This window comes from Amycolatopsis sp. NPDC033938 (genome assembly GCF_055575975.1).
The window spans coordinates 148,238-172,282 of record NZ_JBVIRO010000004.1 but is presented as its reverse complement, the minus strand read 5'-3'; the positions used below and the strand labels follow the sequence as shown (position 1 = coordinate 172,282).

The following is a 24,045-nucleotide window of genomic DNA, read 5'->3' as shown; positions in this document are numbered from 1 at the left end:
GAAGTGTCGTTGATCGCGCCCTCAAGCGTCCGAACGGGTGACCTCGTCCGCCGCGCGGAGCACGCGCAAGGTGTTCTTCCCGGCCAGCTTCGCGCAATCCTCTTCGCTCCAGCCGCGCTCCAGCAGCGCGGCGAACAGCACCGGATACTTCGAAACGTCTTCGAGGCCTTCGGGCAAGGTCGCGACTCCGTCGTAGTCACCGCCGAGGCCGATGTGGTCGACACCGGCCACCTCGCGTGCGTGCTCGATGTGCGCGACGACGTCGCCGATGCTCGCCTTCGGCTTCTCGGGACCGCCGCGCTCCGCGGTGAACTTGGTGCGCTGGTCGAGGTTCCGGTAGTCCTGGCCCGCGGCATCCATGTCCTGGCGCAGCTGGTCGTCCCACTCGGCGACCTTCGGCGAAATGAAGCCCGGCACGAAGGTCACCATCGCGACACCGTCCTTGGCCGCCAGGGTTTCCAGGACGTCGTCGGGGATGTTGCGCGGGTGGTCGTTGACCGCGCGGCACGAGGAGTGGCTGAAGATCACCGGCGCGGAACTGACCGCCAGCGCGTCGCGCATCGTGCTCGGCGCGACGTGCGACAGGTCGACCAGCATGCCGATCTTGTTCATCTCACGGACGACGTCGCGGCCGAAGTCGGTGAGGCCGTTGTGCTCGGGCTCATCCGTACCGGAATCGGCCCACGTGGTGTTGTAGTTGTGCGTCAGCGTCATGTAGCGGACGCCGAGGCGGCGCAGGATCCTCAGCACGCCAAGGGATTCGGCGATGCTGTGGCCGCCCTCTGCGCCGAGCAGCGAGGCGATCTTGCCGTCGCGGAACGCGGCTTCGGCTTCGTCCGCCGTGTCGACGAGCGTCAGGCGATCGGGGTAGCGCTCGACCATCTGGTGCACGATCTCGATCTGTTCGAGCACCGCCGTGACCGCGCTGTGTCCTTCGTACTGACAAGGCACGTAGACGGACCAGAACTGCATCCCGAGCCTGCCTTCGGCGAGCTTCGGGAAGTCGGTGTGCAGATGCGGCTGGCGGACCGTGAGATCCGTACCCGCCGCGGCCTCGACCGGATCCGGTCCGGTCGTGACCCGCAGCTCCCATGGCAGATCGTTGTGCCCGTCCGCGAGGAGCACCCTTTCGAGCAGGGCCTTGGCGCGAACCAGGTCGCCATTAGTCATCGGGCGATGGTACGTCCGTCTACTTTGCTCTTCACGCTACGGGTTGAGCCATTCCGCGGCCGCGACCAAACCGTTGTCCGTCACCTGATGTCCACCGGGATGGCGGTGCGCGACGACGTCCGCGGAGCGCTCGCGCAAGGCACGGACGAGTGCTTCCGCCGACGCGAGCGGCGCCATCGGATCTTGTTCGCCATTCGAGAGGAACACCCGCGTTCCGGACAAATCGTGTTGTGGCGGCGAAGGAACGGGGGACATCGCCGCGAACAGCGCCGCCTCGCGAACGGCGTCCGGACGAAGCAACGTCACCGCGGCTGCGATGTTGGCGCCGTTGGAGAATCCGATGGCGACCAGCCGCCTGCCCTCGATGCCGTAGGCCGCACGCGAAGCGAGCACGAAATCGGCCAGCTGGTTCGCGCGGAAGACGACGTCCTCGTGATCGAAAACGCCTTCCGCCAGGCGCCGGAACCACCGTGCCGCACCGTGTTCCGACACCGGCCCGGCCGGCGCGAGCAGCGCCGACCCCGGGCTCAGCCGTCGCGCGAGCGGCACCAGATCGTCCGGACCGCCGCCGGTGCCGTGCAGGAGCAACAGCACCGGCTCGTCCGGTGAACCTTCGACGTACTTGTGGTCCAATCCGGTCATCGTGCTTCCGGGTTGTTCTCGCTCGGGAGGTCCAGCTTCGGCAGCATCGCCTCGATGTCGTCACGCTTGGGCTCCAGCCACGGCGGCAGTTTCAACGCGCGGCCGAGTTCCAGCAGCGGTTCGTCGATCGCGAAGCCGGGTTCGTCGGTCGCGACTTCGAGCAGGGTGCCGCCCGGCTCACGGAAGTAGATCGAACGGAAGTACTGACGGTCCAAAATGGACGTCACGTTCACGCCGTCGTCGATCAGTTCGTCACGCCAGGCGGCCTGGGTCTTTTCGTCCGGGGCGCGCCACGCGACGTGGTGCACGGTGCCCGCCGCCACGAGCCCGCGCGGGGCGTCCGGCGTCACGAGGACGTCGACGAGCGCGCCGGGGCCGCCTTCACCGGCGGAGAACCGCAGGCGGTTGCTTTCCTGGTGCTGGAAGGTGAGGCCGAGGCCGTCGGTCAGCATGCCGGCCGTCGCGTCCTCTTTGGACACCGAAAGCGTGACGGAGTGCAGCCCGCGGATGGCGTGTTCGGCGGGGACGAGCTTCGTGTCCCACGGGTCGCGCGGATCACCCTGGGGATGCGCGACGAGCGCGAGCTTCAGTCCGTCCGGGTCGAGGAAGGTGAGCGTCTCTTCCCCGTCGGAGTTGCGGATCTGACTCGTCTCGACGCCGCTTTCGGCGAGGTGCGACTTCCACCAGCCGAGCGAGGCTTCCGGCACGGAGAACGACGTCGTGGTCGCCTGGCCGGTGCCGTGGCGGCCCTTCGGCGCGTCCTTCCACGGGAAGAACGTCATCAGGGAGCCGGGCTTGCCGGACTGGTCGCCGTAGTAGAGGTGGTACGTGCCGGGGTCGTCGAAGTTAACGGTGGTCTTGACCAGCCGCAGGCCCAGCGCCCTGGTGTAGAAGTCCGCGTTGCGCTGGGGGTCGCCACCGATGGCGGTGACGTGGTGCAGGCCGGAGGTCTTGATCGACATGGTGCCCCTCCTCTGGGAGCCGGTGAGAACAAGCTAACCCCAGAACCTCTCGCGCGCAAGATATATTCCTGAAAGAGTTCCCGGTGTAGGCTCGCGCCCGTGACAGCGGATCCGAGCGACGACGAAGTGGTCACGTGGTGGGGCCTGGTGATCGAGGGCTACCTGGCCACGCAAAACCGGCTGATGGGCGAGATCGCCGAGCGGTTCGGCCTGGCGCCCGCGTCGTTCGACATCCTGCTGCGGCTGGTGCGCTCGCCGGAGCACCGGATGCCGATGACGCGGCTGGCCGTCGAGGCGGCGCTGTCCAGCGGCGGCTTCACCAAGGTCGCGGACAGGCTGGTCGCCGCGGACCTGATCTGCCGGGTACCCAGTCCGGACGACCGGCGCGTCACCTTCGCCGCGCTCACCGAGCACGGCCTCGACGTCGCCCTGCAGGCGCGCGAGGCGTGCGCGGAGATCCTGCGGCGCATCGTTTTGACTCCACTGGGTGACGACGCGCACGCCCTGGCCGAGGCCATGCGCACCCTCCGCACCGTCAACGGCACCTGACTGATCGCGTTTAGCCCGCTAAAGGCGACGCGCGTTCAGAGGACTAAATGCGGCGGGGCGGGGTCCCGGACCTCGTACATGTCCCGGACGAGGTCACGGATGACGTTGCGCCGGATCTTCCCGGTCGCCGTCTTGGGCAGTTCGCCCAGCTCGACGACGCCTCGGGGGCGTTTGAACGACGCCAGCCCGGCGCGGCAGAAGTCGATCAGCTCGTCCGCGTCCAGCCGGTGGCCGGGCACGCCGACCACGCAAGCGACCGGTTTCTCGATGCCGTCGGCGTCGAACGCGGCCACGACGGCGGCCTCGGCGACCGCCGGATGTTGCAGCAGCCGCTCCTCGACCTCGGTGGGCGACACCCAGATCCCGCCGGGCTTCAACATGTCGTTGAACCGGCCGAGGCAGGTGTAGGTCCCGTCGGCGTTGCGCACGAAACTGTCGCCCGTCCGCAGCCATTCGCCCTGGAAGACCCGCTTCGTCGTCTCGTACCGCGCCCAGTATCCGGTCGCGATCGACGGTCCGGCGACGAAGAGTTCACCGGGCTGCCCGTCCGGTACGGGCGCGCCGTGCTCGTCACGCAGGGCGACTTCGTAGCCGGGGACCGGCACCCCCGTGGTGCCCGGCCGGACTTGGCGCGGCCGGTTGGACAGGAAGATGTGCAGCGCCTCCGTCGACCCGATCCCGTCGATGATCTCGACGCCGAACCGGTCGCGGAACCGCTCGTACAGCACGGCCGGTAACGGTTCCCCCGCCGAAACGGCTTGGCGTACCGACGCGAACGTGTCGTCGGGGATGTCGCTGGCGAGCAGTGCCGCGTAGAAGGTCGGGACGGCGAAGAGCAGCGTCGGCCGCTCCGCGCGTGCCCTGGCGGCGATCAGTCCAGGGGCCGGGCGGGCCGGTTCGAGCAGCGTCGTCCCGCCGGCCGCGAGCGGGAAGAACGCCGAATTCCCCAAGCCGTAAGCGAAGAACAGCTTCGGGACGGAAAGGAACCGGTCGTTCGGGCCGACGTCGAGCACGCCGCGCGCGTACGTCTCGCAGACCGCGCGGATGCCGGCGTGCCGGTGCATCGCCCCCTTCGGCTTACCCGTCGTCCCCGAGGTGTACAGCCAGAGCGCGGGCGAATCCTCCCAGGTCGTCGCCGGTTCGAAACCGTGCTCGTCCACTGTGGACAGATCGCTCCAGTCGTGCACGCGGACCCCGGACGGCAGTTCGGCCGCCTTCGCCCTGTCCAGCACGACGTCGGTGACCTCGGGCGCCAGTCCCAGCGCGATCGTCGCCTGCGCGGCGAACTCGCCGGAAACACACAGGACCCTGGCCCGCGAATCGGCGAGCAGCTTGCCGAGGTCCAGCCCGGTGACCATGGTGGACACCGGCACCGCGACCGCCCCGGCCAGCATCGCGCCGAGGATCCCGGTGAGCAGTTCGACGTCGTCGACCATGCAGAACAGGACCCGCTCTTCCGGGCGGACGCCGATCGCGCGCAGCCCGGCCGCGACCCGGCGGGTTTCGGCCACGAGTTCGGCGTAGGTAAGGCTCCGCCTCGGCGAGACGACCGCGGGCTTGGCGCCGCGCCCCTCCGCCAGATGCGCCTCGAGCAGATAGCTCGCCGCGTTGAACCCGGTAGCTGCAGCGGTCACGGCGCACCTTCTATCGGCTCAGCTCAGGTAAACGTATTCGTAGTCGAACGGTTTCCCGTTGATGCCCTGGCGTGGCGGCGCCACCCAGCTCGCGATCTTTCCTCGCTCGTACACCGGGTGCATCAGCGATCGGACGAAGGTCAGGTCTTCGGGAGTGGGCAGCCACTTGCGTTTGCCGGCCAACCACGTCCGCTCGTCGACTACGGTGCCGTCGGGCGTCACATGGTGGCCGGAGTTTATGCCGACTTCGCGATTGAATCCAGGGTGCGGGAGGACGAATCGGAAGTCGATACCGGCCTCGTCGAGGATCTTGTTCCAGCGGTTGACCCCGGTCTGGCAGTCGGCGCGGTACTCGTCCCGCAGGTCGAGGTTCAGCAGCAGGATGGCCGGATGTTCCTCGCTCTCCCAGGTGCCGTCGGCGCGGGGACGGGACAGCGACCCGGCGGCGTCGGTGAGCCGGTGGTCGTCCTTGCGGCGGCCCTCCTGCCAGCGGCCTTTCAGCCCGGCGGTGTAGTAGTTCGCCGCGTTGGTCGAGGTCTCGCCGCCGAACAGGTCGAGTGAGACGGTGTAGTGGAAGTTCAGGTACCGCTGGATGAGATCGAGCGGGATCCCGCCGTGTCCGGCGATGTCGAAGGTGTCGCGCTCCCGGATCAGCTCGGCACTGCGGGTGACCACACGGTCGACGCCGGTGGTGCCGACGAACATGTGGTGCGCCTCTTCCTTGAGCATGAATTCACAAGTGCGGGAAAGCGGGTCGAAGCCGCTTTCCTTGAGCGTGCCGAGCTGATATTTGCCATCGCGATCGGTGAAATAGGTGAACATGTAGAAGGCGAGCCAATCCGCGGTCTCTTCGTTGAAAGCGCCGAGGATGCGCGGAGCGTCCGGACTTCCGGAATTCCGGAGCAGCAAGGCTTCCGCTTCTTCACGGCCTTCGCGGCCGAAGTAGGCGTGCAGCAGATACACCATCGCCCACAGATGGCGGCCTTCTTCGACGTTGACCTGGAAGAGGTTCCGCAGGTCGTAAAGGCTCGGCGCGGTCAGCCCCAGCAGTTTCTGCTGCTCGACCGACGCGGGTTCGGTGTCGCCCTGGATGACGATGAGCCGCTGCAGATCGGCGCGGTACTCACCGGGCACCTGCTGCCAGGCCGGTTCGCCCTGGTGCTCGCCGAAGGTGATGACGCGGTCCGGGTCGCGCTCCGCGAGGAAGATCCCCCACCGGTAGTCCGGCACGTTGACATGGTCGAAATGTGCCCAGCCGTCCCGGCCGACGCTGACCGCCGTACGCAGGTAGACCCCTTGAGTCCGCAGTGTGGGGCCCATTTCGCCCCACCAGTCCAGGAACTTCGGCTGCCAGCCCTCCAGTGCCCGCTGGAGCCGCCGGTCCCCGGAGAGATCGACGTTGTTGGGGATCTTGGCGTCGTAATCGATCTTGGTGGGCATGGGACTCAAACCCGCTTCCTGTCGAAGACGGCCTTCTGACCAGTACCGTAGCGACGCAACGCGCCTTCCGGCCCGGATGCGTTCGGACGAGTGAAGATCCAGTTCTGCCAAGCGGCCAAGCGGCCGAAGATCTTGCTTTCCAGCGTCTCGGGTCCGACGAACCGGTGGTTCGCCTCCATTCCGGTCAGCGCGTCAGGGCTCAGCGAAGCCCGTCCTTCCAGCGCGATCCGGACCTCGTCTTCCCAGTCGAGGTCGTCCGGGGCGTCGGTGACCAGGCCGAGGTCGTTCGCCTCCGCCGGGCTCAGCGATTTGCCGCGTTCTTCCGCGAGCCTCATGACGTGATCGGGGTCGCCGAAGAACCGGGATTCGAGGCGGGACAGGCCGTTGCTCATCGGCAGCCTGCCGAAGTTGGCTTCGGACAACACGATCGACGCACGTTCTTCACTGTCTTCGTCGTCGATCGGGGGACCGTCCAAGATGTACTGCCGGTCCGCGGCGAGCGCGAGTTCCAGCAGGAGCCCGGCGAAGCAGCTACCAGGTTCGATGAGCGCGATCAGGCTGCGGCTGGTGACGTCGAGCCGTTTGAGCGTCCGCTTCCAGTAGTGGACGATTTCGTTGTTCAGAACGTCTTTCGCGTCGAACACGGCACGTTCGTGCTCCAGAACCTTCGCCGGATCGCCTTCGGTGCGGAGCACCCAGGTGCCGAGTTCGGGTTCGTTGGTGCGCAGGCGAAGGATCGCGTCGTCCAGTTCGCGGGTGACGTCCAGCAGCCAGCCGCCGTCAGCCTCGGGCCCCTTGACGGTGATCGTCGCTTCGGTCGTGCCCAGCGAGATGTCGACGTAACGATGCGTAAGAGGCGACAGTTCGACACCGTCGCCGTCGAGCCGATCACTCGTCCGCGCGAGTTCCTTCGCCTTGGCCAGTACGGCTTCGCGGAAACCCTTCCGCGGCACGAGTTCGTCGACGAGGCGCCAGTCGACGGCGGCCCGTCCTTTCATGCCGTCGGGACGCGTGGCGAAGACGTCGGCGAGATCCCGCCGCACCCCGCGTTTGTCCACCAGCCTGGTGAGCCCGCCGGTACCGGGGAGGACGCCGAGGAGCGGGACCTCCGGCAGCGCGACGGTCGAAGAGTTGTCGTCGACCAGCAGGATCTTCTCGCAGGCGAGCGCGATCTCGTAGCCACCACCGGCGCAGGTGCCGTTGACCGCGGCGACGTAGAGCTGGCCGGAGTTCGCCGACGCGTCCTCCATGGCGTTGCGGGTCTCGTTGGTGAACTTGCAGAAGTTCACCTTCCACTCGTGCGACGACGAGGCCAGCATGCGGATGTTCGCGCCGGCGCAGAAGACGTTGTCCTTCGCGCTGGTCACGACGACCACACGGACTTCGGGATGCTCGAACCGCAGACGCTGCGTCGCGTCGTACAACTCGATGTCGACGCCGAGGTCGTACGAGTTGAGCTTGAGCTCGTAACCCGGTACGAGACCACCGTCGGCGTCGACGTCGAGTTCGAGCCACGCGACGTCGCCGTCGACGTCCAGCTTCCAATGCCGGTAGCCGCTGGGATGACGTTCGAACGTCACCGATGTGGTCCGCGTCACCCCACCAATTGTCTACATCTCGATATTGAGCGTCAATGTTATGTAGAAAGTTGGTCACGGAGAGCAGGAAGGACCAGGTCGAGGAACCGGCGCCAGTCGGAACCGGCGCGGATAACGGACGAAAGGGCGCCGACCAGCAGATAGACGTCGGAAACGGTGCAGTCCGGCCGGACGAGACCCGCCGCCCGATCGTGGGCGATGACCTCCGCGACCACCCGTTCGAGGCTCCCGCGAGCGGTGCCGCGGGGCTCACTCCCCGGCCGCCCCCGGGCCGCGTCGATGGCGGCGGTGAGACCACGATCGCCGGAAAGCAGCTCGCCGACATGGCGAAAGTAGCGCTCCAGCCCGGAATCTTCGCCGAAGCAGTGCGTCCGCGCGTAGTCCTCGATCTCCGCGAACCGATGCTCCGCGGCCGCCTCGACCAGCGCCTGACGATCCGGGAAATGGCGGTACACGGTCCCCACCCCGACGCCGGCCGCGCGGGCGATCTCCGGCATCTGCACGTCGTCGCCGCGTTCGGCGAACAACGCACGCGCCGCCTCCGTCACCCGCGCCCGATTGCGCTCCGCGTCCGCACGCGGCTTGGTTGACAAGCTGACCTCCTCGCGATTAAGTGGAAACGGAGTCCGTTTCCGAATGATGGGAAGTCTAGCATGTCGAAGGACCGTTTCCTGCTGCTCAAACCCGGCGAGGCGCGACCTGGCCGGGTGCCGTTGCCGAGTGCGTTCAGCGTCAAGGCGATGACCGAGGACACCGAGACGAGGTTCTCGCTACTCGAGGTCACCCTCGCCCTGGACATCCCGCGACACGTGCATCACGAGGCCGACGAGTGCATCTACGTCCTCGAAGGCGAACTCGGGATCGATTTCGACGACGAGAGCCATGTCGCGACCAAAGGCACGTTCGTCCTGCTGCCGCGCGGCGTCCCGCACGCCCTGCGCCGGGTCTCCGCACCGCCCCGGGTCCTCCAGATCTCCTCCCCCGGTGGCTGGGAGCACTACCTGGAGGACCTGTTCGAGGCGGGACCGGCCGTCTTCACCGAGGGCGCGATCGATCCGGAGAAGATCACCAAGATCGCCGCGCCCCACCACATCACTTACAGCGGCTAGGCGGTGCGCAGGGGCACCCGGTTGAGCTTCGTCGCGGCCCAAGTCACGAAGGCCCACAGCAGCAGCGCGGCCGCCGTGTCGGTGTAGATCGTGGCGAACCAGAAGGCCGGTATCCGCGGCACGGCGACCAGGAAGTGGCCGAGGCTGGCCAGCCCGGACAGCGAATAGACCATCAGGAACGCGAGTGCCCGCCAGTAGCGTCCGCGCAGGTAATCGCGGTAGCCGAGCAAGCCGAACGCGGTGAAGAGAACGTAGGCGACGACGACCAAGGTGGCGGCGACACCGACCGGGATGCCCTCGATCTGCGGGTAGTCCGCCGCCCGGATGACGTTGTGCGCGTAGTGCAGCGTGGTGGACAGCACCGTGAAGGTCAGGATCAGCCGCAGCACAGTGAGCCCTCGGCCCTGAAGAACGTCCATGTTCGCCCCCTTGCGATTTGATAGATCGCTCTAGCGAGAGAGTAGCGGAAGCCGTTGGGGAGCTGAAGGGACTTTCGTCCGGTGCGCCTGGAACCTTGCACTGTGCGGTGAGTAACCGCGCGCGCAGCGGGTAACCGGTCGGCGAAGACCCCGATCCACCAGGAGGAATCGTGTCCGACCAAGAAAACCGCGAAGCAGCGGACGGTCCCGGCCCCGCGGACGCGTCCGAAGAGGCCGTTCAGCTCACGACCCCCGACGGCGGTGAACCGCAAGACACCGAATCGGACGAGGTCGCCGACTATGCGGGTACACAGCGCTCCGCCGGGCCGGAGAGTGAGGCCGTCCACATCGAGGACGCGTAGCCGTTTCGGCCGTCACCGGTCACACTGTCGGAATGCCGGAGACGATCGCCGAGGTGAACGGCATCCACCTGTGTTACGAGACGTTCGGTTCACCGGACGGCAGGCCGTTGCTGATGATCATGGGCCTCGCCTCGCAGATGATCTGGTGGGACGACGAACTTTGCGAGAACCTCGCGGCCGAAGGGTTCTTCGTCATCCGCTACGACAACCGGGACGCCGGGCGCTCCAGCAGGCTGTCGGGACGGGTGAACCTGCCGCTGGCCTACACCCTGCGCGTCGCGCCGTACTCGCTGAAGGACCTGGCGGACGACGCCGCCGCGCTGCTGGACGAACTCGGCCTCGAGAGCGCGCACGTCGTCGGCGCGTCGATGGGCGGGATGGTCGCGCAGACCCTGGCCATCGAGCATCCGGAGCGGGTGCGCTCGCTGACGTCGATCATGTCGACCACCGGCAACCGGTTCGTCGGACGGCCGAGTGCCAAGGCGATGGCGATGCTGCTTTCGGCTCCGCCGCGTGATCGGGAGCAGTATGTCGACTACCTGCTGCGCACGTTCCGTGTCATCGGCTCGCCGGGTTATCCCTTCGACGAGGCCCGGATGCGGGAGCGCGCGGAACGCTCCTTCGACCGTGGCGTCAACCCCGGTGGTACCGCACGCCAGCTGGCGGCGATCTTGTCGAGCCGGGACCGCTTCCGCGCGCTGCGGAAACTCCAGGTGCCCGCACTCGTCGTGCACGGTTCGAGGGATCCGCTCGTGCACGTTTCCGGTGGCAGGGCAACGGCTCGCGCCTTGCGAGAGTCCGAATTGGACATCGTCGCCGGGATGGGGCACGACCTCCCGCGCGCGATCTGGCCCCGGCTCGTCCGCGGCCTGCTCCGGACGGCGGAGCGCGCCGAGGTCAAGACCCGGCGAGCGTGATCGAACCCAGATGCGAGAAGTGCGCGGCCACCCGTGAACCCGGGCGAAGGTCGACGGCGTCCGTCATCCCGCCGGTGAGGACGATCCACCCCGGCTCCAGCGCGAGACCTCGGGTGCCGAGGAGGTTGGCCGCCAGTGCCAAGGCCTCCGCCGGATGCCCCTGCACGGCGGCGCCGGTGGCGGTGTCGACGATGGCGCCGTCGACCTCCAAAAGCGTCGCCTCCAGCGAAAGATCCAGCGCGGACGGTTCGACGCCGACCGGGCCCAGTGTGAAATACGCGGAGAAAGCGTTGTCCGCCACGACGTCCGGCAGCTTGCCCCGGTAGTCACGGTAGCGGCTGTCGACGATCTCGATGCCGCCGTGCACCCGGTCCACCGCCGCCATCGCGGTCGCCGCTGTCACGCCGGGGCCCGCGAGTCGTTTCCCCAGCACGAAAACCAGCTCGGGCTCCGCACGCGGGTGGATCAGCGACGGCACCGGCACGCCGGCGGGCAGGACCATCGCGTCGGTCAGCCACGCGAGCAACGGCGAGTCGATTCCCATCCGTTGCTGCATAACGCGCGAGGTCAGGCCCAGCTTGACGCCGACCACGGTCTCGCCGCGAGCCCGCCGAAGCCGCAACGCCTCGTCCTGGATCGCATAAGCGGTATCGACGTCCAAAGCCGGCCACGAGTCTGTCAGCGGCTCGCGTTCTTCCCCGGACAGCAGCGCTTCCGCCGCCTCCCGCACCCCAAGGCTCACGGCCGTTCCTCCCCGGAGAACTTCGCGGTGACACTGCCGAGCCCCGCCATCGTCGCGACGACGGTGTCGCCGGGGCTCACCGGGATCGCGCGCGTCATCGAACCCGGCAGCACGACGTGGCCCGGTTCCAGCGCGACACCGAGCGGTCCGACCGTGTTCGCGAGCCACACCAGCGCGTTCACCGGTGAGCCGAGTACCGCGCCACCGGCACCGGTGGCCGCGATCCCGCCGTTGCGGTGCAGGACACAGCCCACCAGCCGCAGGTCGATGTCGCCGATCGCGGTCGGCCTGCTGCCGAGGACCACCCCGCCGGAGGACGCGTTGTCCGCGATGGTGTCGACGATGTCGATCTTCCAGTCCTGGATACGGGAATCCACGATTTCCAGTGCCGGCACCACGAAGTCGACCGCCCGCAGCGCGTCCGCCACCGTGACACCGGGGCCGCGCAACCGCGAGCCGAGCACGAACGCGATCTCCGGTTCGATCTTCGGCTGCAGGAAACCGCCGATCGGGATCGGCTGGTGTTCGAGGTGGAACATCGAGGCGGTCAGGTGGCCGTAGTCGGGCTGGTCGACGCCCATCTGCCGCTGCATGGCGGCGGAGGCGAGGCCGACCTTGTGCCCGCGCACGTCGTCGCCGCGTTCGACCCAGTGGCGGACGAGCCGCTGCTGGATGCGGTACGCGTCCTCCAGCGTCGCCGCGGGATACGTCTCGATCAGAGGCGCGATCGGCTTGCCGGTCTCGTACGCGCTGAGCAGCGCGGCCGCGGCCTCCTGCAGCGTGCTGGCGTCCATGGGCTCCTTCCGACAGCCGAACTCTGCCTCCTCACTTCGGCCCGCACAAGACGCCCGTTCCACTGGCCGGTACGAGGAGATTAGGCCGAAAGTGTCTTGTGCGACCGCGATCTTCACCTAGCCTGCACCCATGTCCGATTGGTCGCTCTCACGGGCGAAGACCAGGATCGACCGCCGCGAGGAGCTCGACGAGCTGACCGCGCGCATCCGGTACGAGGTGCGCGTGCACCTCAACGGGCCCACGGCGCACAACGCCTACGACGAGCTGGCCGACATCTTCGCCATCGGGCACGCGGAGTGTTCGGCACTGCTCAAGCACCGCCGTGTGCTGCCACTGTGGGAACGGTCGCTGCTCACGCGGTACACCCGCCGTCTCTACGGCAAGGCGATCTCGGCGACGGTCGGTGACCTGCCCGCCGACGCCGGACCGGCGCCCTCGGCCGCGTTCGGCCCGGAGATCGCTTCCCTCACCCCGGATTCCGGCGACACCGGCGCGAAGTACGACCTGCAGGGCCGGGGACTGGTCAACGTCTTCCGGATCGCCGCCGGACGGCACGGTGAGACCTGGCCGGACCGCCACGACGTCGCGACGACGTCCGCGCGCAACGTCCTGACCTGTTCCGCGGTCTTCCTGCGGCGACGGGTCTGGCACGTCGTCTGGCCGGTGTACCGGGTGCGCGGCCTGCGGCTGTGGAAACTCTAGGAATTCCCGCGCGGGCGCGATGGTTGAACCCGGTATGACCGATCGCGCCACCGAGATCCTCGCCGGATCGAAGACGATCGCCGTCGTGGGGCTGAGCCGTGATCCGGCCAAGGCCTCGCACGGAGTCGCCGCCGTTTTGCAGGCACACGGGTTCCGGATCATCCCCGTCCATCCGTCGGCCGGGGAATTACTGGGCGAGAAGGTCTACCGCTCGCTCACCGACATCCCGGAGCCGGTCGACCTCGTCGACGTCTTCCGCCCGTCGGCGGACACCCCGCCGATCGCCGAACAGGCCGTCGCGATCGGCGCGAAAGCACTTTGGCTGCAGCAGGGCATCGTCTCCGCCGAGTCGCGCCGGATCGCCGAAGAAGGCGGCTTGGCCTACGTCGAAGATCGCTGCACGGCGGTCGTCCGCGCGGTCGCGAACCTGTCCGCACGTTAGAAACGAACCGCTGACCGAACCCTCGCCGGGTTTTCCCGGCGGGGGTTCTTTCATATCCGTGAACAGAAAAATGGCCCCTGAAGTCATACGCCGAATCGGAACCGCCGAAGGGATTGGGCCGATCCGGTGATCTTGACATGAAGGCCACGAGCTGGGAAAACTTGTCCACGAGCCAGTTTGTTAAGAAACCTTCCCAACGGTGGACCGAGCTGTTAACGTCCGAATCCGCTTAGCGGAAACAGGTACCGGCCATCGGTACCCCGGTCCAACGGAGGGCGAAGTGGGTACACCACGCGGCCTGGATTCCAGTGGCACACTCGAGCGCGGACTCGCGGTACTCGAGCACGTCGGCAAGAACCAGGAAATTTCCACCAACGCGATCGCCAGGCAACTGGGTCTCTCCCGGAGCGCCGCCTACCGCATCGTCGGCACCCTCAAGAACCTCGAATACCTCGAAGCCGATCGCGCCACCGGCCGCGTACGGCTCGGTACCCGGCTGGTCGAACTCGGCGCCCGCGCGATGGCGGCCACCGACCTCCACCGCTGCGCCCCGCGTTATCTCGCGTCGCTCGCCGAACGGAGCGGGGAGACGACCTACCTCGCCGTCCCGGACAACGACACCATGGTCTACGTCGCCACCGAACGCAGCGCCAACGCCGTCACGCTGGCCTGCCGTCTCGGCACCCGCCGTCCGCAGCACGCCACGTCGCTGGGCAAGGCTTGGCTGGCGGCACTGCCCGAACAGGACCGGCTCGAACGCATCCGCCGGATGAAACTCGACAGTCTCACCCTCAAGACGATCATCGATCCGGCCAGGCTGCTCGACGACCTCGCCAGGACGAGCCGTCGCGGCTGGGCCGTCGACGAGGTCGAGAACGAACCCGACGTCGGCTGTGTGGCCGCCGCCGTCCGCGACCACACCGGACGGCCGATCGCGGCGATCAGCATCGCGGGCCCGGCGGGCCGCGTGCTCCGCCGGACCGACGAACTCGGCGCGACCGTGGCGGGAACGGCCGCCGCGCTTTCCCTTCGCCTCGGTTACGTGCGGGCGCAAAGGGGCTGACGTGGGCTGGCTCCAGGACTACCAGCCCGCCGGCGGGCTCTGGCTGTCCGCGGCGCTGGCGGCGTTGCCGATCATCGTGCTGCTGGTGACGCTGGGCGTCCTGCGCCGGTCCGCGCACCTTTCGGCGGCGTTGGCGCTGATCACCGCGCTGCTGGTGGCGACACTGCTGTACCGGATGCCCGCCGGGCTCGCCTTCGACGCGGCGGCCATGGGCCTGGTTTTCGGCGTGTGGTCGGTGGCCTGGATCGCGTTCCACGCCGTGTACTTCCACAACGTCACCGTGGCGACCGGACGGTTCGACGACATCAAGGCCGTCCTCGCCGGATTCAGCGAGGACCGCCGCCTGCAGGCGTTGCTGATCGCGTTCGGCTTCGGCGCGCTGCTGGAGGGGATCGCGGGTGGCGGCTCGCCGATCGCGATCACCGCGGCGATGATGGCGGCGCTCGGTTTCCCGCCGGTCAAAGCGGTCGTGCTCGCGCTGCTGGCGAACACCGCTCCGGTCGCGTTCGGCGGCCTCGGCAATCCGCTCATCGTGCTGGGGAGGCTGACGGCACCGATCCTCGGCATGAAACAAGAACAGGCGACGGAGCTGTTCTCGTCGATGGTCGGACGTCAGCTTCCCTTGCTGGCCTTGATCATCCCCGGTTTCCTGATCGTGGTCCTCGCGGGCTGGAAGCGGATGGTCGAGGTTTGGCCCGCGGTGCTGACGGCGGGTCTGGCGTTCGCCGTCATGCAGTTCGTCACCTCGAACTTCATCAGCCCGAGCCTCGTCGACGTCGTCGCCGCGCTCGCCGCGATGGCCTCGCTGTGGACACTGACCCGCTTCTGGCAGCCGTCGACGGTTTGGCGTTTCGACGGCGAAGAACCGGTCGCGGCGGGAAGGAGTCTCGGCGCGGCGAAGGCCGGACGCGGCGCGCTGTACGCGTGGGCGCCCTACATCGTCCTGATCGTGGCGATCTTCCTTTCCCGCGTCGGCACGATCTTCAAGAACCTGCCCTGCTGGCTGGACCTGACCGCGTTGCTGCACAAGGCCGACTGGATGTTCGCGTGGCCGGGACTGCACAAGGAGGTCGTCCAGCACGCGCCGATCACGCCGAAGGACACGCCGTACGCGGCGACGTTGACCGTCGACTTCCTTTACTCACCGGGAACGGTGGCCTTGATCGCGGCAATCGCGGCAGGTTTCGCGATGGGCGCGAAACCACGACTGCTGCTGGCCACCTACCGCCGGACGCTGCATCAGATGCGGTGGGCCTTGGCGACGATCTTCATGATCCTCGCGATCGCGTTCGTCATGAACTACTCGGGCGCGACACAGACACTCGGCCTCGCGCTGGCGACCACCGGCGTGCTGTTCCCGTTGTTCTCCGCCTACATCGGCTGGCTCGGGGTCTTCCTCACCGGCTCGGACGCGTCGACGAACAGTCTCTTCGGGCCGATGCAGGTGATTTCGGCGCAGCAGTTGCACGTCGACCCGATCCTCGCCGGCGCGACGAACACCTCCGGCGGCGTGATGGGCAAGATGATCTCGCCACAGAATCTGTCCATCGGTGCCACCGCGATCGGACAGTCCGGGAAGGAAGGGGCGCTGCTGCGGCAGACGTTCCTGTGGTCGGTCGCGCTGACCTTCGTGGTCGGGGTCATCGCCTTGCTGCAGGCGACCGTGCTGGAATTCATGATCCCGTCGTGAGTATGTCCACAATGGTCACCTGATCTTTACCCGTGACTGCTCTGGATGGATGAACACCGCATCCGTTCACCGGAATGAGAACTACCGTTGTCCCATGCCCATGACGCTGATCAAAGGTACGTTCCAGCTTGTCGGAGCCTCACCGGACGGCGATTCGGTGCGCTTCTATCCCGAAGATCCCCAGGCGACCAAGAAGGCGGGCCTCAAGGTCCGGCTCAATTCGCGGGGCGGGATGCAGTTGCGGCTCGACGCGATCGACGCGCTCGAAACGCATTACCAGGCCAGGGGAACCGGTGGGATGTGGCATCAGCCCGCCGAATTCGCCGACGCCGCCTCGGCGAACCTGGTGAAGGCGCTCGGGTTCAAAACGGTCGAACGCGATGAACGGGGCAGGGTCACTTCGTCGGCCCCGGCCAAGGTACCCGGCCACATACTGACGCGATTCGCGGACAAATACGGACGAGCGGTGGCGTTCGCCTTTCCCGGACAACGACCGGGCAGGTCGGCGGACCTTTCCCGCGTCCATCTCGACGTCAAAACGCTGAAGAACTCCGCCAACTACCGGCAGATCGTGGACGGCCTCGCCTACCCGACGTTCTATTCACTGCTCTACCCCGATCTCCGTGACGCCTTGGCCGAAGCCGCGGGCAAGGCGCGCCAAGACGGGCGCGGGCTGTGGCCGCGGGACGTCACGAATTCCGGGTTCAAACTCTCCTCCCGGCGGCAACTCTCCGACGAACTGGTGATCCTGCCGAAACTGTTCCGCAGGCTCGTCGACTACCTCGCGCTCGACGAGAGCGGCGGGGTCTCGCTGACCGGGTTCTCCGACTTCCTCGATTCCCGCGACGACCGGCTGTTCACCGTGCCGGACGGGCACGCCACGGAATTCGAGACCCTGGTGAGCGTGAAGCGACAGACGGTGAACCTGACGGTCGAGCCGGAGCGAATCGTCTTCATCGAGGCCTGAACCGCCGCCCGACACCTCGGTGTGGGCAAAAAGACCGTACCTCCCTCCCCCTCCGGCGTGCTCATCTGAAAGGTGGGAGAGGGAGCCGATGCGAGTACACGGTTCGCGGCGCTTGGAGGAGGCCGGCGGGCGGATGGAGACAGCCTCGAAACTCATCGACGCGGTCCGCGTCCTTGTCGTGCGCTACTGCCGGGCGCGGATCGGACGGCGGGCGGGTAGCTACGAGACCGCGGACACCGTCGCGACGAACAGCTGCCGCGAGATCCTCGCCGGTGCGGCCGAAGCGACCACGCTGCTCACGTTCGCCTACAACGTCACGCGCGGCCTGGTCGACGACTTCCACCGGACGGCCGCCGAACTGCCGAACCCGCTTTCGATACTGCCGGGGCAGCAGCGCGAGATCATGGTGCTGCGGTCACTCGTGGGGCTTTCCGCCGACGACACCGCGCTGGCGCTCGGCTGCTCCGTCCAGGCCGTCCGGCTGGGCCAGCACCGCGCCCTGACCACCCTGCGCCCCACCCCGGCCTAACCGCGGTCGGTGCCGTCGGCGCACTCGGCGGCCCGGTTGAGCAGCAGGGTGCGTTCCCGGTCGTTCCCGGTCATCTCCGCCGCCCGCTCGAACTCGACGCGGGCCTCGTCGAGACGGCCGAGTTTCGCCAGGAAATCACCGCGCACACTCGGCAGCAGGTGATACGACTTCAGCGCGGGCTCCGACGTCAGCTTGTCGACGACCACGAGCCCGGCTTCCGGCCCGAAGGCCATCGACAGCGCCACCGCGCGGTTCAGTTCGATCACCGGTGACGGGTTCAGCTTCCCGAGCCCTTCGTACAGGACGGCGATGCGTCCCCAGTCGGTCTCCTCGCCCGTGCGCGCCCGTGCGTGACAGGCGGCGATGGCGGCCTGCGCCGCGTAGACACCGAAAGCGCCGTCCGTCAGCGATTCGGCGAGTTCCAGCGCGGCGAGGCCGCGGCCGATCAGGAGCCTGTCCCATTTGGCGCGGTCCTGGTCCATGAGCAGCACGGGTTCACCGTTCGGCCCGACGCGCGCGGCGGACCGCGAAGCCTGGATCTCCATCAGCGCGACGAGCCCGTGCACCTCGGGTTCCTTCGGCATGAGACCGGCCAGGATCCGGCCGAGCCGCAGTGCCTCCTCGCACAGCCCCGGCCGCATCCAATCCTCGCCGGCCGTCGCCGAATACCCCTCGTTGAAGATCAGGTAGATCACTTCGAGCACCGACTCCAGGCGCGCGACCCGGTCGGTGCCCTCCGGCACCTCGAACGGCACCTTGGCGTCGCCGAGTGTCTTCTTCGCCCGGACGATCCGTTGCGCGATGGCGGTTTCCTTGGCCAAGAACGCCCGCGCGATCTCGTGCGTCTGCAGCCCGCCGATCATCTTCAGCGTGAGCGCCACCCTCGCCTCGGTCGAGAGCACCGGGTGGCAGGCGGTGAACACCAGCCGCAGCAGATCGTCCTCGATATGGTCGTCGAGACCCGCGGTGAAGTCGGGCTCCTCCTCGAATTCCTGCTCGCGGCCGATCTCGCCGAGTTTCCGCTCGTACCGCTCGTTGCGGCGGAAGGTGTCGACGGCGCGGCGTTTGGCCGTGGTCATGAGCCAGGCGCCCGGATTCCTCGGGACACCCGACTCAGGCCACTGTTCGAGTGCGGCGACCAGGGCGTCCTGCGCCAGTTCCTCCGCGAGGCCGACGTCGCGCGTCATCCGCGCGAGGCCGGCGATGAGGCGGGCCGATTCGATCCGCCACACCGCGTCGATCGCCGAACGAGGGTCTGCTGTTGCCGTCACGCCGACCAATCAACATCGTCGGCGCGACGACCGCAACCACTAGTTCTTCTCCGCCTGCTTCCGGAGGTTCTGCTCGTGCTCGACGATCTCGGGGGTGGCGTGGTCGAAGTCGTCCATTTCGGCGACACGGCGGATCTCGATCTCGCCCTCGCGGAACGGCGCGCGCTTCATCCATTCGACGACCTCGGCCTTGTCCTTCGCCTGGAGGATCCAGAAGCCCGCGACGAGTTCCTTGGTCTCGGCGAAGGGGCCGTCGATGACCCTGGCCTCGCCGGTGCCGTTGTACTGGATGCGGGCCCCGTCCGTGCTGTTGACCAGGCCTTCACCCGCGAGCATGACGCCGGCCTTGACCAGCTCCTCGTTGAACTTCCCCATCTCCTGCAGGTCCTCGGCGCTCGGCTGCGCACCGGCCTCGACCTCGTCGTTGCTCTTGACGATCACCATGAACCGCATCTCGCGTCTCCGTTCCCGGCGGGGCTCGTCCCTGCCACATCTACGCGTCGATCGGGCATCCCGGGTTTCGACACGGTCCTCGAACTTTTTTCCGCGAGTATTCGAGCAGCCGGGAAATCCCAGGTCAACCGCCCATGCCAGAATTCGGCCGTGGCCGCTCTCCCCCCAGATCTCCGCTCAGCCCTCGACGAAGAGCTGGGCAAGTACCCGCCGAACAGGCTGACGCAGTCCGTCGAGCGGCTCAGCTCGCGCTACCGCGAGAACAACCCGGCGACGGCTCCGATCCTGTCCTCCGACGTCGACATCGCGGCGTACGCGGGCTACCGGATGCCAGCCACCTACGCGGCCATCCACGCTGTTCTCGCCGAAGCCGCCCTTCGCGCTCCTGGGTTCGCTCCGCGGACGCAGATCGACGTCGGTGGCGGCACCGGTGCCGCGATCTGGGCCGCCGCGGACGTGTGGCCGTCGCTGGAGGACAGCACGGTCGTCGAGCAGGTTCCCGGCGCGATCGCGTTGGGGCGGCGGCTCGCGGGGAACGCCGGTGGCCAGGCGGTTCGCGGCTCGACCTGGCAGCGCGGCCTGATCGACCCGGACGCGCCCGCGCCGGACGCCGATCTGGTGACCCTCTCCTATGTCCTCGGTGAACTGCCAGAGACCCGCCGGGCCGACGTCGTCGGTTGGCTGGCGGCCAAGGCCGGGATGCTGGTGCTGATCGAACCCGGCACCCCGGCTGGCTACGAGCGGATCGTCGAGGCACGGGACAGGCTCGTCGAACTCGGTCTCTCCCTGGTCGCGCCCTGCCCGCACGAAGGAGCCTGCCCGATCCCGCGCGGCAAGGACTGGTGCCATTTCTCCGCCCGCCTCCCGCGCACCGGCCTGCATCGCCAGCTGAAATCGGGAACGCTCGGGTTCGAGGACGAGAAGTTCTCCTACGTCGTCGCCTCCCGGACGGCGCCGGAGCGGGCCGCGGGCCGGATCCTGCGGCATCCGGTCAAACGCAAGGGCATGGTCAGCCTTTCCCTGTGCGCCGAAGAGGGACTCACCGAAACGATCGTCACCAAACGGCACGGCGCGGCCTACCGCGTGGCCCGTGACGCGGAATGGGGCGACGCCTGGCCGCCCGCTCAGTCCACAGTGGACTGATGACCGCGCCGGGCCAGGCCGCCGATGACGGTGAGCAGCGCGCCGAGCGCCGGATTGTCGTTGCCGCGCCGCCACATCAGTTCGAGTTCCACCGGACGGCCCTCGATACCGTCCACCGGACGGAGCACGACGCCCTCGAATCGCAGCGCGGCGGCCGCCGCGGGCACCAGCGCGACCCCGAGACCCGCTTTGACCAGCGCGAGCACCGTATGCACCTGACTGGGGTACTGCCGGTATTCCGGCAGCATCCGCGCCGCGCGGAACACCGCCACGAGCAGGTCGTGGAAATACCGGCCCTCCGACGGCGAATACATGATGAACGGCTCGCCGTCGAAGTCGCGGATGCCGGGATTCTTCTTGCGCCGCGCCAAAGGATGCGCCGACGGCAACGCCGCCAGCAGCGGCTCACGCCACAGCGGCAGGGTCACGATGTCGGCGCCGGTGACCGGCGGCCGGATCATGCCGAGGTCGATCCCACCCGCCAGCAGTTCCGCCACCTGCGCCGACGTCACCATTTCCCGGAGCACCAGATCGACGCCCGGCACTTCGGCGTTCGCCGCGGCGAGCACGCGTTCGAGGTACGAATACGCGGCGGTGGCGGTGAACCCGAGCGTGACGACGCCGACCTCACCTTTCTTCGCCCGGCGGACATACAGCGTCGCCTCTTGCGACGAACGCAGTATTTTCCTTGCCTCAGCGAGAAAGACCCGTCCGGCGGGTGTCAGCCGGACGGCGCGGTGCGTACGGTCGAAAAGCTCGACCCCCAGTTCGCGCTCCAGCAGCTGGATCCGCCTGCTCAACGGCGGCTGGGTCATCGAAAGCCGTTCCGCCGCGCGGCCGTAGTGCAGTTCCTCGGCCACCGCGACGAAACTCACCAGCTGCTCCAGGGAGAACACCTATTCAGTCTAGGTATCAATCGAGGTCGAACAAGCGCTGAATCGGTATTGTTCCGGTCGGTATTCCCCCACCGGACCCGAACAGGTGGACGCCAATCGTCCGTTCAGCCGGTTTCGGCCTGCCCATCCGCACCTAGGCTTGGCATCGGCGTCCGTGGCTCCGGCCCTCGGCGACGGCGCCGACGGCGAGCTCTGGAGGGGCCATGTGCGTTCGCATTCTCGAAACCCGGGCCAAGCGGGAGAATCTCTTTCTCCGGCTGCTGGTCCGCATTCAGCTCAAGGCGTCCTGGCGCTGAGCGCAGGCGCGCAGCCTGCTGATCGCCCGGTGTTTGGTCACCCGCACGCGTGACGACGTCGTGCCGAGCGCCGCCGCGGTCTCGTTCGACGTCAACTGGCCGATCACCCGCATTCCCAGCACCTCGCGATGGGAGACCGGCAGCATCCGCATCAGCCTGCCGAGCCGCACACCGAGGTCGGTCCGCAGAGCGCGTTGCTCCGGCTCGTCCGCGGCGACGGCCGGATACTCCGGGAGTTCACCGGTCAGGACCTGTTTGCTCCGCGCCGCCTTCCGGAAGACGTCGGCGACCTTGTTCGCCGCGATGGCGCGCAGGAGGAACAGGAAAGAACCACCGCGGAGACCGTAACCGGGAACGGCGACCAGGACGGCGAGGCAGATCTCCTGCGCGATGTCGGCCGGTTCGAGATAGGTCAGGTCGCGACCGCCGAGCCGGGTTTCGGCGTACTGCCGGGCCCACGGCGAGAGGGCGGCCATGAGATCGTCCATGCCGTGCGGCTCGCCGTCCGCCGCGGCCTTGGCCAGGTCGTCCCAATCGGCCGGGGAGATCCAGGTCTCGCCCTCGCCGGTTCTTCGCACCGGAAAATCGTCGCCGTCGCCCATGTCCCGCTCCCCACGGATGAGAAAACCGGCCGCCGGGGTCCAGGACGGAACGCGGACAACGGTAGTCGAGTGCTCCGCCCACCTCAATCGACGAAAGTCCGAGACAAATTGTCCGCCTCGGCGCCAAACCGGACAGATCCCCACTGTTGGTCTAGACAAGTTAGTACCCGGGACGTAACTTTCCGTGCTGAGACCCCTCGCCAAGGTCTCGGCCAGGCCGGGAACGCGCCCCCTGCCGACATCCGCAAGCACCGCCGTGGCGTGTTCGCGCTCCGCGGCGGGATTCAGCCGAGGAGTGAACTGTGCGCATCCGTCAGAAGATCCGGCGCGTCTTGACCGCGTTGGCGGTCGTTCTCCCACTGGTCACCGGGGTTTCGGCGCTTTCGGCACCCGCCGCGGTCGCCGCCGGTCCCGATCCGCTGCCGCTGACCGTCACCAACAATTCGAACCGCTCCGACGCGGTCCACCTCTACGTGCTCGGCACGAACCTCAACACCGGCAGGCTCGGCTACGTCAACGCGGGCGGCACCTTCACCCCGTGGCCGCCGGGCGCGAACCCGCCGAGCCCGGCGCCGGACGTCGCGATCGCCGGCCCCGGCAACGGCGGCTCGACCACGCTGCGGATCCCGCGGATGCTCTCGGGCCGCGTCTACATGTCGTTCGGGCAGAAGATCAAGTTCTTCCTGACCCCGGACGGACTGGTGCAGCCGGCGCCGTGGGCGGACGGCGATCCGAACCGCGACATCCTGTTCGACTGGAGCGAATTCACCTACGACAACGCGGGCCTGTTCATCAACAGCTCGCAGGTCGACATGTTCAGCGTCCCGCACGCGGTCGGGCTGACCAACGGCGCCGGCGCGAACAAGGAAGCCGGTCGTCTCAAGGCGAACGGCCGTGAGAACATCTTCAACGCCGTCCAAGCGCAGTCGGGTTTCTCGAACCTGGCCTACAACCGGCTGCGGGTACTCGCGCCGGGCAAGGGCCTCGACTCCGGCAAGTTCAGCGGGAACTACCTCGACGGCTACGTCACGAACGCCTGGAACACCTACAAGTCGACGCCGCTGACCGTGGTCCCGTTCGAGGCCGAGCCCGGCAAGAAGTTCACCGGCCGGACCGGCGGGGACGACGTCATGCGGTTCACGGACACCTCGGGGGCGACGGTGGCGTCGTTCAGCAAGCCGAGCACCCGCGACGTCTTCAACTGCGACGGGCGGCTGCAGGCGCCGAACGACCAGGTCGTCGGGCCGATCGCGCGGACGTTGTGCGCGGCGCTGCACCGGTCGACCCTGGGTTTCCTGCACACGCAGCCGACCTACGACGCGGGCCAGTTCTACAAGCAGTCCGTGAGCGACCACTACTCGCGGATCGTGCACGAGCAGATGGTCGACGGTAAGGCGTACGGGTTCGCCTTCGACGACGTCGGGCACTTCGAGTCGCTGGTGCACGACGGTGACCCGCGTTCGGCGCGGATCGTCCTGACCGCTTTCTAGAGCGGGTGGTCTGACCGCTGTCTAGAGCGGGTGGTCTGACCGCTGTCTAGGGGGTCGGTACAGGTGGTCGTGAGTGGGGCTTATGGTTTTAAACCCCCTAGCGACACAAGACCCCACATTACCCATGCGAACCCCGGGCGCCGCACCATAACCCCAGGAGTC

At 67.8% G+C, this 24,045-nt stretch carries 26 protein-coding genes; 12 read left to right on the top strand and 14 right to left on the bottom strand.

What is annotated here, in order from left to right; all coding sequences use genetic code 11:
• Positions 1-21: 21 nt before the first annotated feature.
• Genes ACZ5ZX_RS13630 through ACZ5ZX_RS13620 form a run of 3 tightly spaced genes read right to left on the bottom strand, consistent with a single transcriptional unit; the run spans position 22 to position 2,774 of the window.
• Positions 22-1,170, bottom strand: a complete 1,149-nt coding sequence (locus ACZ5ZX_RS13630; protein ID WP_465502314.1) for a dipeptidase — start codon at positions 1,168-1,170, stop codon at positions 22-24.
• A 36-nt stretch (positions 1,171-1,206) separates the two neighbouring features.
• The gene (locus ACZ5ZX_RS13625; protein WP_465502313.1) at positions 1,207-1,812 is read right to left on the bottom strand and encodes an alpha/beta hydrolase; all 606 of its coding nucleotides are present in this window, start codon (positions 1,810-1,812) and stop codon (positions 1,207-1,209) included.
• A complete protein-coding gene (locus ACZ5ZX_RS13620; RefSeq protein ID WP_465502312.1) occupies positions 1,809-2,774 on the bottom strand; it encodes a ring-cleaving dioxygenase in 966 nt (321 codons plus the stop codon). The genes ACZ5ZX_RS13625 and ACZ5ZX_RS13620 overlap by 4 nt, the downstream gene beginning before the upstream one ends.
• Before the next feature lie 99 nt (positions 2,775-2,873).
• Here ACZ5ZX_RS13620 and ACZ5ZX_RS13615 point away from each other — a divergent pair, with 99 nt between their 5' ends.
• Positions 2,874-3,323, top strand: coding sequence for a MarR family winged helix-turn-helix transcriptional regulator (locus ACZ5ZX_RS13615; protein ID WP_465502311.1), 450 nt, complete (start codon positions 2,874-2,876; stop codon positions 3,321-3,323).
• A gap of 35 nt (positions 3,324-3,358) precedes the next feature.
• Here ACZ5ZX_RS13615 and ACZ5ZX_RS13610 read toward each other — a convergent pair whose 3' ends face one another.
• From ACZ5ZX_RS13610 to ACZ5ZX_RS13595, 4 genes are read right to left on the bottom strand one after another with little or no spacing between them, the layout of a single operon-like run.
• A complete protein-coding gene (locus ACZ5ZX_RS13610; RefSeq protein WP_465502310.1) occupies positions 3,359-4,957 on the bottom strand; it encodes a benzoate-CoA ligase family protein in 1,599 nt (532 codons plus the stop codon).
• A gap of 18 nt (positions 4,958-4,975) precedes the next feature.
• The gene (gene boxB, locus ACZ5ZX_RS13605) at positions 4,976-6,397 is read right to left on the bottom strand and encodes a benzoyl-CoA 2,3-epoxidase subunit BoxB (RefSeq protein ID WP_465502309.1); all 1,422 of its coding nucleotides are present in this window, start codon (positions 6,395-6,397) and stop codon (positions 4,976-4,978) included.
• Between the two features lie 5 nt (positions 6,398-6,402).
• Positions 6,403-7,995: a 2,3-epoxybenzoyl-CoA dihydrolase gene (gene boxC, locus ACZ5ZX_RS13600; protein ID WP_465502308.1), complete on the bottom strand. Its 1,593-nt coding sequence runs from the start codon at positions 7,993-7,995 to the stop codon at positions 6,403-6,405.
• 38 nt (positions 7,996-8,033) lie between these two features.
• Entirely contained in the window at positions 8,034-8,588 is a 555-nt protein-coding gene (locus tag ACZ5ZX_RS13595) for a TetR/AcrR family transcriptional regulator (RefSeq protein ID WP_465502307.1), read from the bottom strand.
• A 60-nt stretch (positions 8,589-8,648) separates the two neighbouring features.
• Here ACZ5ZX_RS13595 and ACZ5ZX_RS13590 point away from each other — a divergent pair, with 60 nt between their 5' ends.
• On the top strand, positions 8,649-9,104 hold the full coding sequence (locus ACZ5ZX_RS13590) for a cupin domain-containing protein (protein WP_465502306.1): 456 nt from the start codon (positions 8,649-8,651) through the stop codon (positions 9,102-9,104).
• On the opposite strand, the gene ACZ5ZX_RS13585 is transcribed toward ACZ5ZX_RS13590, so the two are convergent.
• Positions 9,101-9,523, bottom strand: coding sequence for a hypothetical protein (locus ACZ5ZX_RS13585; RefSeq protein ID WP_465502305.1), 423 nt, complete (start codon positions 9,521-9,523; stop codon positions 9,101-9,103). The genes ACZ5ZX_RS13590 and ACZ5ZX_RS13585 overlap by 4 nt on opposite strands.
• A gap of 170 nt (positions 9,524-9,693) precedes the next feature.
• On the opposite strand from ACZ5ZX_RS13585, the gene ACZ5ZX_RS13580 reads away from it, so the two are divergent.
• Positions 9,694-9,885, top strand: a complete 192-nt coding sequence (locus ACZ5ZX_RS13580; protein WP_465502304.1) for a hypothetical protein — start codon at positions 9,694-9,696, stop codon at positions 9,883-9,885.
• A 32-nt stretch (positions 9,886-9,917) separates the two neighbouring features.
• Positions 9,918-10,802 (top strand): alpha/beta fold hydrolase, encoded by an 885-nt coding sequence (locus tag ACZ5ZX_RS13575; RefSeq protein WP_465502303.1) that lies wholly within the window; start codon positions 9,918-9,920, stop codon positions 10,800-10,802.
• Here ACZ5ZX_RS13575 and ACZ5ZX_RS13570 read toward each other — a convergent pair.
• Both ACZ5ZX_RS13570 and ACZ5ZX_RS13565 read right to left on the bottom strand, forming a co-directional pair.
• The gene (locus ACZ5ZX_RS13570; protein ID WP_465502302.1) at positions 10,783-11,544 is read right to left on the bottom strand and encodes a 2-keto-4-pentenoate hydratase; all 762 of its coding nucleotides are present in this window, start codon (positions 11,542-11,544) and stop codon (positions 10,783-10,785) included. The two genes, ACZ5ZX_RS13575 and ACZ5ZX_RS13570, sit on opposite strands and share 20 nt — an antisense overlap.
• The gene (locus ACZ5ZX_RS13565; RefSeq protein WP_465502301.1) at positions 11,541-12,338 is read right to left on the bottom strand and encodes a 2-keto-4-pentenoate hydratase; all 798 of its coding nucleotides are present in this window, start codon (positions 12,336-12,338) and stop codon (positions 11,541-11,543) included. Before ACZ5ZX_RS13565 ends, ACZ5ZX_RS13570 begins: the two co-directional genes overlap by 4 nt.
• A gap of 130 nt (positions 12,339-12,468) precedes the next feature.
• Between ACZ5ZX_RS13565 and ACZ5ZX_RS13560 the strand changes: the two genes are divergently transcribed.
• The 6 genes from ACZ5ZX_RS13560 (at position 12,469) to ACZ5ZX_RS13535 (ending at position 17,732) form a co-directional block, all read left to right on the top strand.
• A complete protein-coding gene (locus ACZ5ZX_RS13560) occupies positions 12,469-13,041 on the top strand; it encodes a hypothetical protein (RefSeq protein WP_465502300.1) in 573 nt (190 codons plus the stop codon).
• Between the two features lie 34 nt (positions 13,042-13,075).
• Entirely contained in the window at positions 13,076-13,483 is a 408-nt protein-coding gene (locus ACZ5ZX_RS13555; protein WP_465502299.1) for a CoA-binding protein, read from the top strand.
• A 280-nt stretch (positions 13,484-13,763) separates the two neighbouring features.
• Entirely contained in the window at positions 13,764-14,546 is a 783-nt protein-coding gene (locus ACZ5ZX_RS13550) for an IclR family transcriptional regulator (RefSeq protein WP_465502298.1), read from the top strand.
• 1 nt (position 14,547) lies between these two features.
• Positions 14,548-16,236 carry an L-lactate permease gene (locus ACZ5ZX_RS13545; RefSeq protein WP_465502297.1) on the top strand — a complete coding sequence of 563 codons (1,689 nt, stop codon included), beginning with the start codon at positions 14,548-14,550 and terminating at the stop codon, positions 16,234-16,236.
• 94 nt (positions 16,237-16,330) lie between these two features.
• On the top strand, positions 16,331-17,203 hold the full coding sequence (locus tag ACZ5ZX_RS13540; protein ID WP_465502296.1) for a thermonuclease family protein: 873 nt from the start codon (positions 16,331-16,333) through the stop codon (positions 17,201-17,203).
• A gap of 133 nt (positions 17,204-17,336) precedes the next feature.
• On the top strand, positions 17,337-17,732 hold the full coding sequence (locus tag ACZ5ZX_RS13535; protein ID WP_465502295.1) for a sigma factor-like helix-turn-helix DNA-binding protein: 396 nt from the start codon (positions 17,337-17,339) through the stop codon (positions 17,730-17,732).
• Here ACZ5ZX_RS13535 and ACZ5ZX_RS13530 read toward each other — a convergent pair.
• Both ACZ5ZX_RS13530 and ACZ5ZX_RS13525 read right to left on the bottom strand, forming a co-directional pair.
• The gene (locus ACZ5ZX_RS13530; protein ID WP_465502294.1) at positions 17,729-19,012 is read right to left on the bottom strand and encodes an RNA polymerase sigma factor; all 1,284 of its coding nucleotides are present in this window, start codon (positions 19,010-19,012) and stop codon (positions 17,729-17,731) included. The two genes, ACZ5ZX_RS13535 and ACZ5ZX_RS13530, sit on opposite strands and share 4 nt — an antisense overlap.
• A 30-nt stretch (positions 19,013-19,042) precedes the next feature.
• Positions 19,043-19,456 carry a YciI family protein gene (locus tag ACZ5ZX_RS13525; RefSeq protein WP_465502293.1) on the bottom strand — a complete coding sequence of 138 codons (414 nt, stop codon included), beginning with the start codon at positions 19,454-19,456 and terminating at the stop codon, positions 19,043-19,045.
• A 150-nt stretch (positions 19,457-19,606) separates the two neighbouring features.
• Here ACZ5ZX_RS13525 and ACZ5ZX_RS13520 point away from each other — a divergent pair, with 150 nt between their 5' ends.
• Positions 19,607-20,599, top strand: coding sequence for a small ribosomal subunit Rsm22 family protein (locus tag ACZ5ZX_RS13520; protein ID WP_465502292.1), 993 nt, complete (start codon positions 19,607-19,609; stop codon positions 20,597-20,599).
• Here ACZ5ZX_RS13520 and ACZ5ZX_RS13515 read toward each other — a convergent pair.
• Complete coding sequence (locus ACZ5ZX_RS13515; RefSeq protein WP_465502291.1) at positions 20,581-21,495, bottom strand: LysR family transcriptional regulator; 915 nt, start codon at positions 21,493-21,495, stop codon at positions 20,581-20,583. The two genes, ACZ5ZX_RS13520 and ACZ5ZX_RS13515, sit on opposite strands and share 19 nt — an antisense overlap.
• A gap of 271 nt (positions 21,496-21,766) precedes the next feature.
• Positions 21,767-22,393 (bottom strand): sigma-70 family RNA polymerase sigma factor, encoded by a 627-nt coding sequence (locus tag ACZ5ZX_RS13510; protein WP_465502290.1) that lies wholly within the window; start codon positions 22,391-22,393, stop codon positions 21,767-21,769.
• 302 nt (positions 22,394-22,695) lie between these two features.
• On the opposite strand from ACZ5ZX_RS13510, the gene ACZ5ZX_RS13505 reads away from it, so the two are divergent.
• Entirely contained in the window at positions 22,696-23,883 is a 1,188-nt protein-coding gene (locus ACZ5ZX_RS13505) for a beta-1,3-glucanase family protein (RefSeq protein WP_465502289.1), read from the top strand.
• Positions 23,884-24,045: the final 162 nt, after the last annotated feature.

Excerpts from the sequence above, each read along its gene's own strand:
- ACZ5ZX_RS13630 (WP_465502314.1), bottom strand. The coding sequence starts at position 1,170 with ATGACTAATGGCGACCTGGTTCGCGCCAAGGCCCTGCTCGAAAGGGTG.
- ACZ5ZX_RS13625 (WP_465502313.1), bottom strand. The coding sequence starts at position 1,812 with ATGACCGGATTGGACCACAAGTACGTCGAAGGTTCACCGGACGAGCCG.
- ACZ5ZX_RS13620 (WP_465502312.1), bottom strand. The coding sequence starts at position 2,774 with ATGTCGATCAAGACCTCCGGCCTGCACCACGTCACCGCCATCGGTGGC.
- boxB (WP_465502309.1), bottom strand. The coding sequence starts at position 6,397 with ATGCCCACCAAGATCGATTACGACGCCAAGATCCCCAACAACGTCGAT.
- ACZ5ZX_RS13590 (WP_465502306.1), top strand. The coding sequence starts at position 8,649 with ATGTCGAAGGACCGTTTCCTGCTGCTCAAACCCGGCGAGGCGCGACCT.
- ACZ5ZX_RS13585 (WP_465502305.1), bottom strand. The coding sequence starts at position 9,523 with ATGGACGTTCTTCAGGGCCGAGGGCTCACTGTGCTGCGGCTGATCCTG.
- ACZ5ZX_RS13575 (WP_465502303.1), top strand. The coding sequence starts at position 9,918 with ATGCCGGAGACGATCGCCGAGGTGAACGGCATCCACCTGTGTTACGAG.
- ACZ5ZX_RS13565 (WP_465502301.1), bottom strand. The coding sequence starts at position 12,338 with ATGGACGCCAGCACGCTGCAGGAGGCCGCGGCCGCGCTGCTCAGCGCG.
- ACZ5ZX_RS13560 (WP_465502300.1), top strand. The coding sequence starts at position 12,469 with ATGTCCGATTGGTCGCTCTCACGGGCGAAGACCAGGATCGACCGCCGC.
- ACZ5ZX_RS13555 (WP_465502299.1), top strand. The coding sequence starts at position 13,076 with ATGACCGATCGCGCCACCGAGATCCTCGCCGGATCGAAGACGATCGCC.
- ACZ5ZX_RS13540 (WP_465502296.1), top strand. The coding sequence starts at position 16,331 with ATGCCCATGACGCTGATCAAAGGTACGTTCCAGCTTGTCGGAGCCTCA.
- ACZ5ZX_RS13535 (WP_465502295.1), top strand. The coding sequence starts at position 17,337 with ATGGAGACAGCCTCGAAACTCATCGACGCGGTCCGCGTCCTTGTCGTG.
- ACZ5ZX_RS13525 (WP_465502293.1), bottom strand. The coding sequence starts at position 19,456 with ATGCGGTTCATGGTGATCGTCAAGAGCAACGACGAGGTCGAGGCCGGT.
- ACZ5ZX_RS13510 (WP_465502290.1), bottom strand. The coding sequence starts at position 22,393 with ATGGGCGACGGCGACGATTTTCCGGTGCGAAGAACCGGCGAGGGCGAG.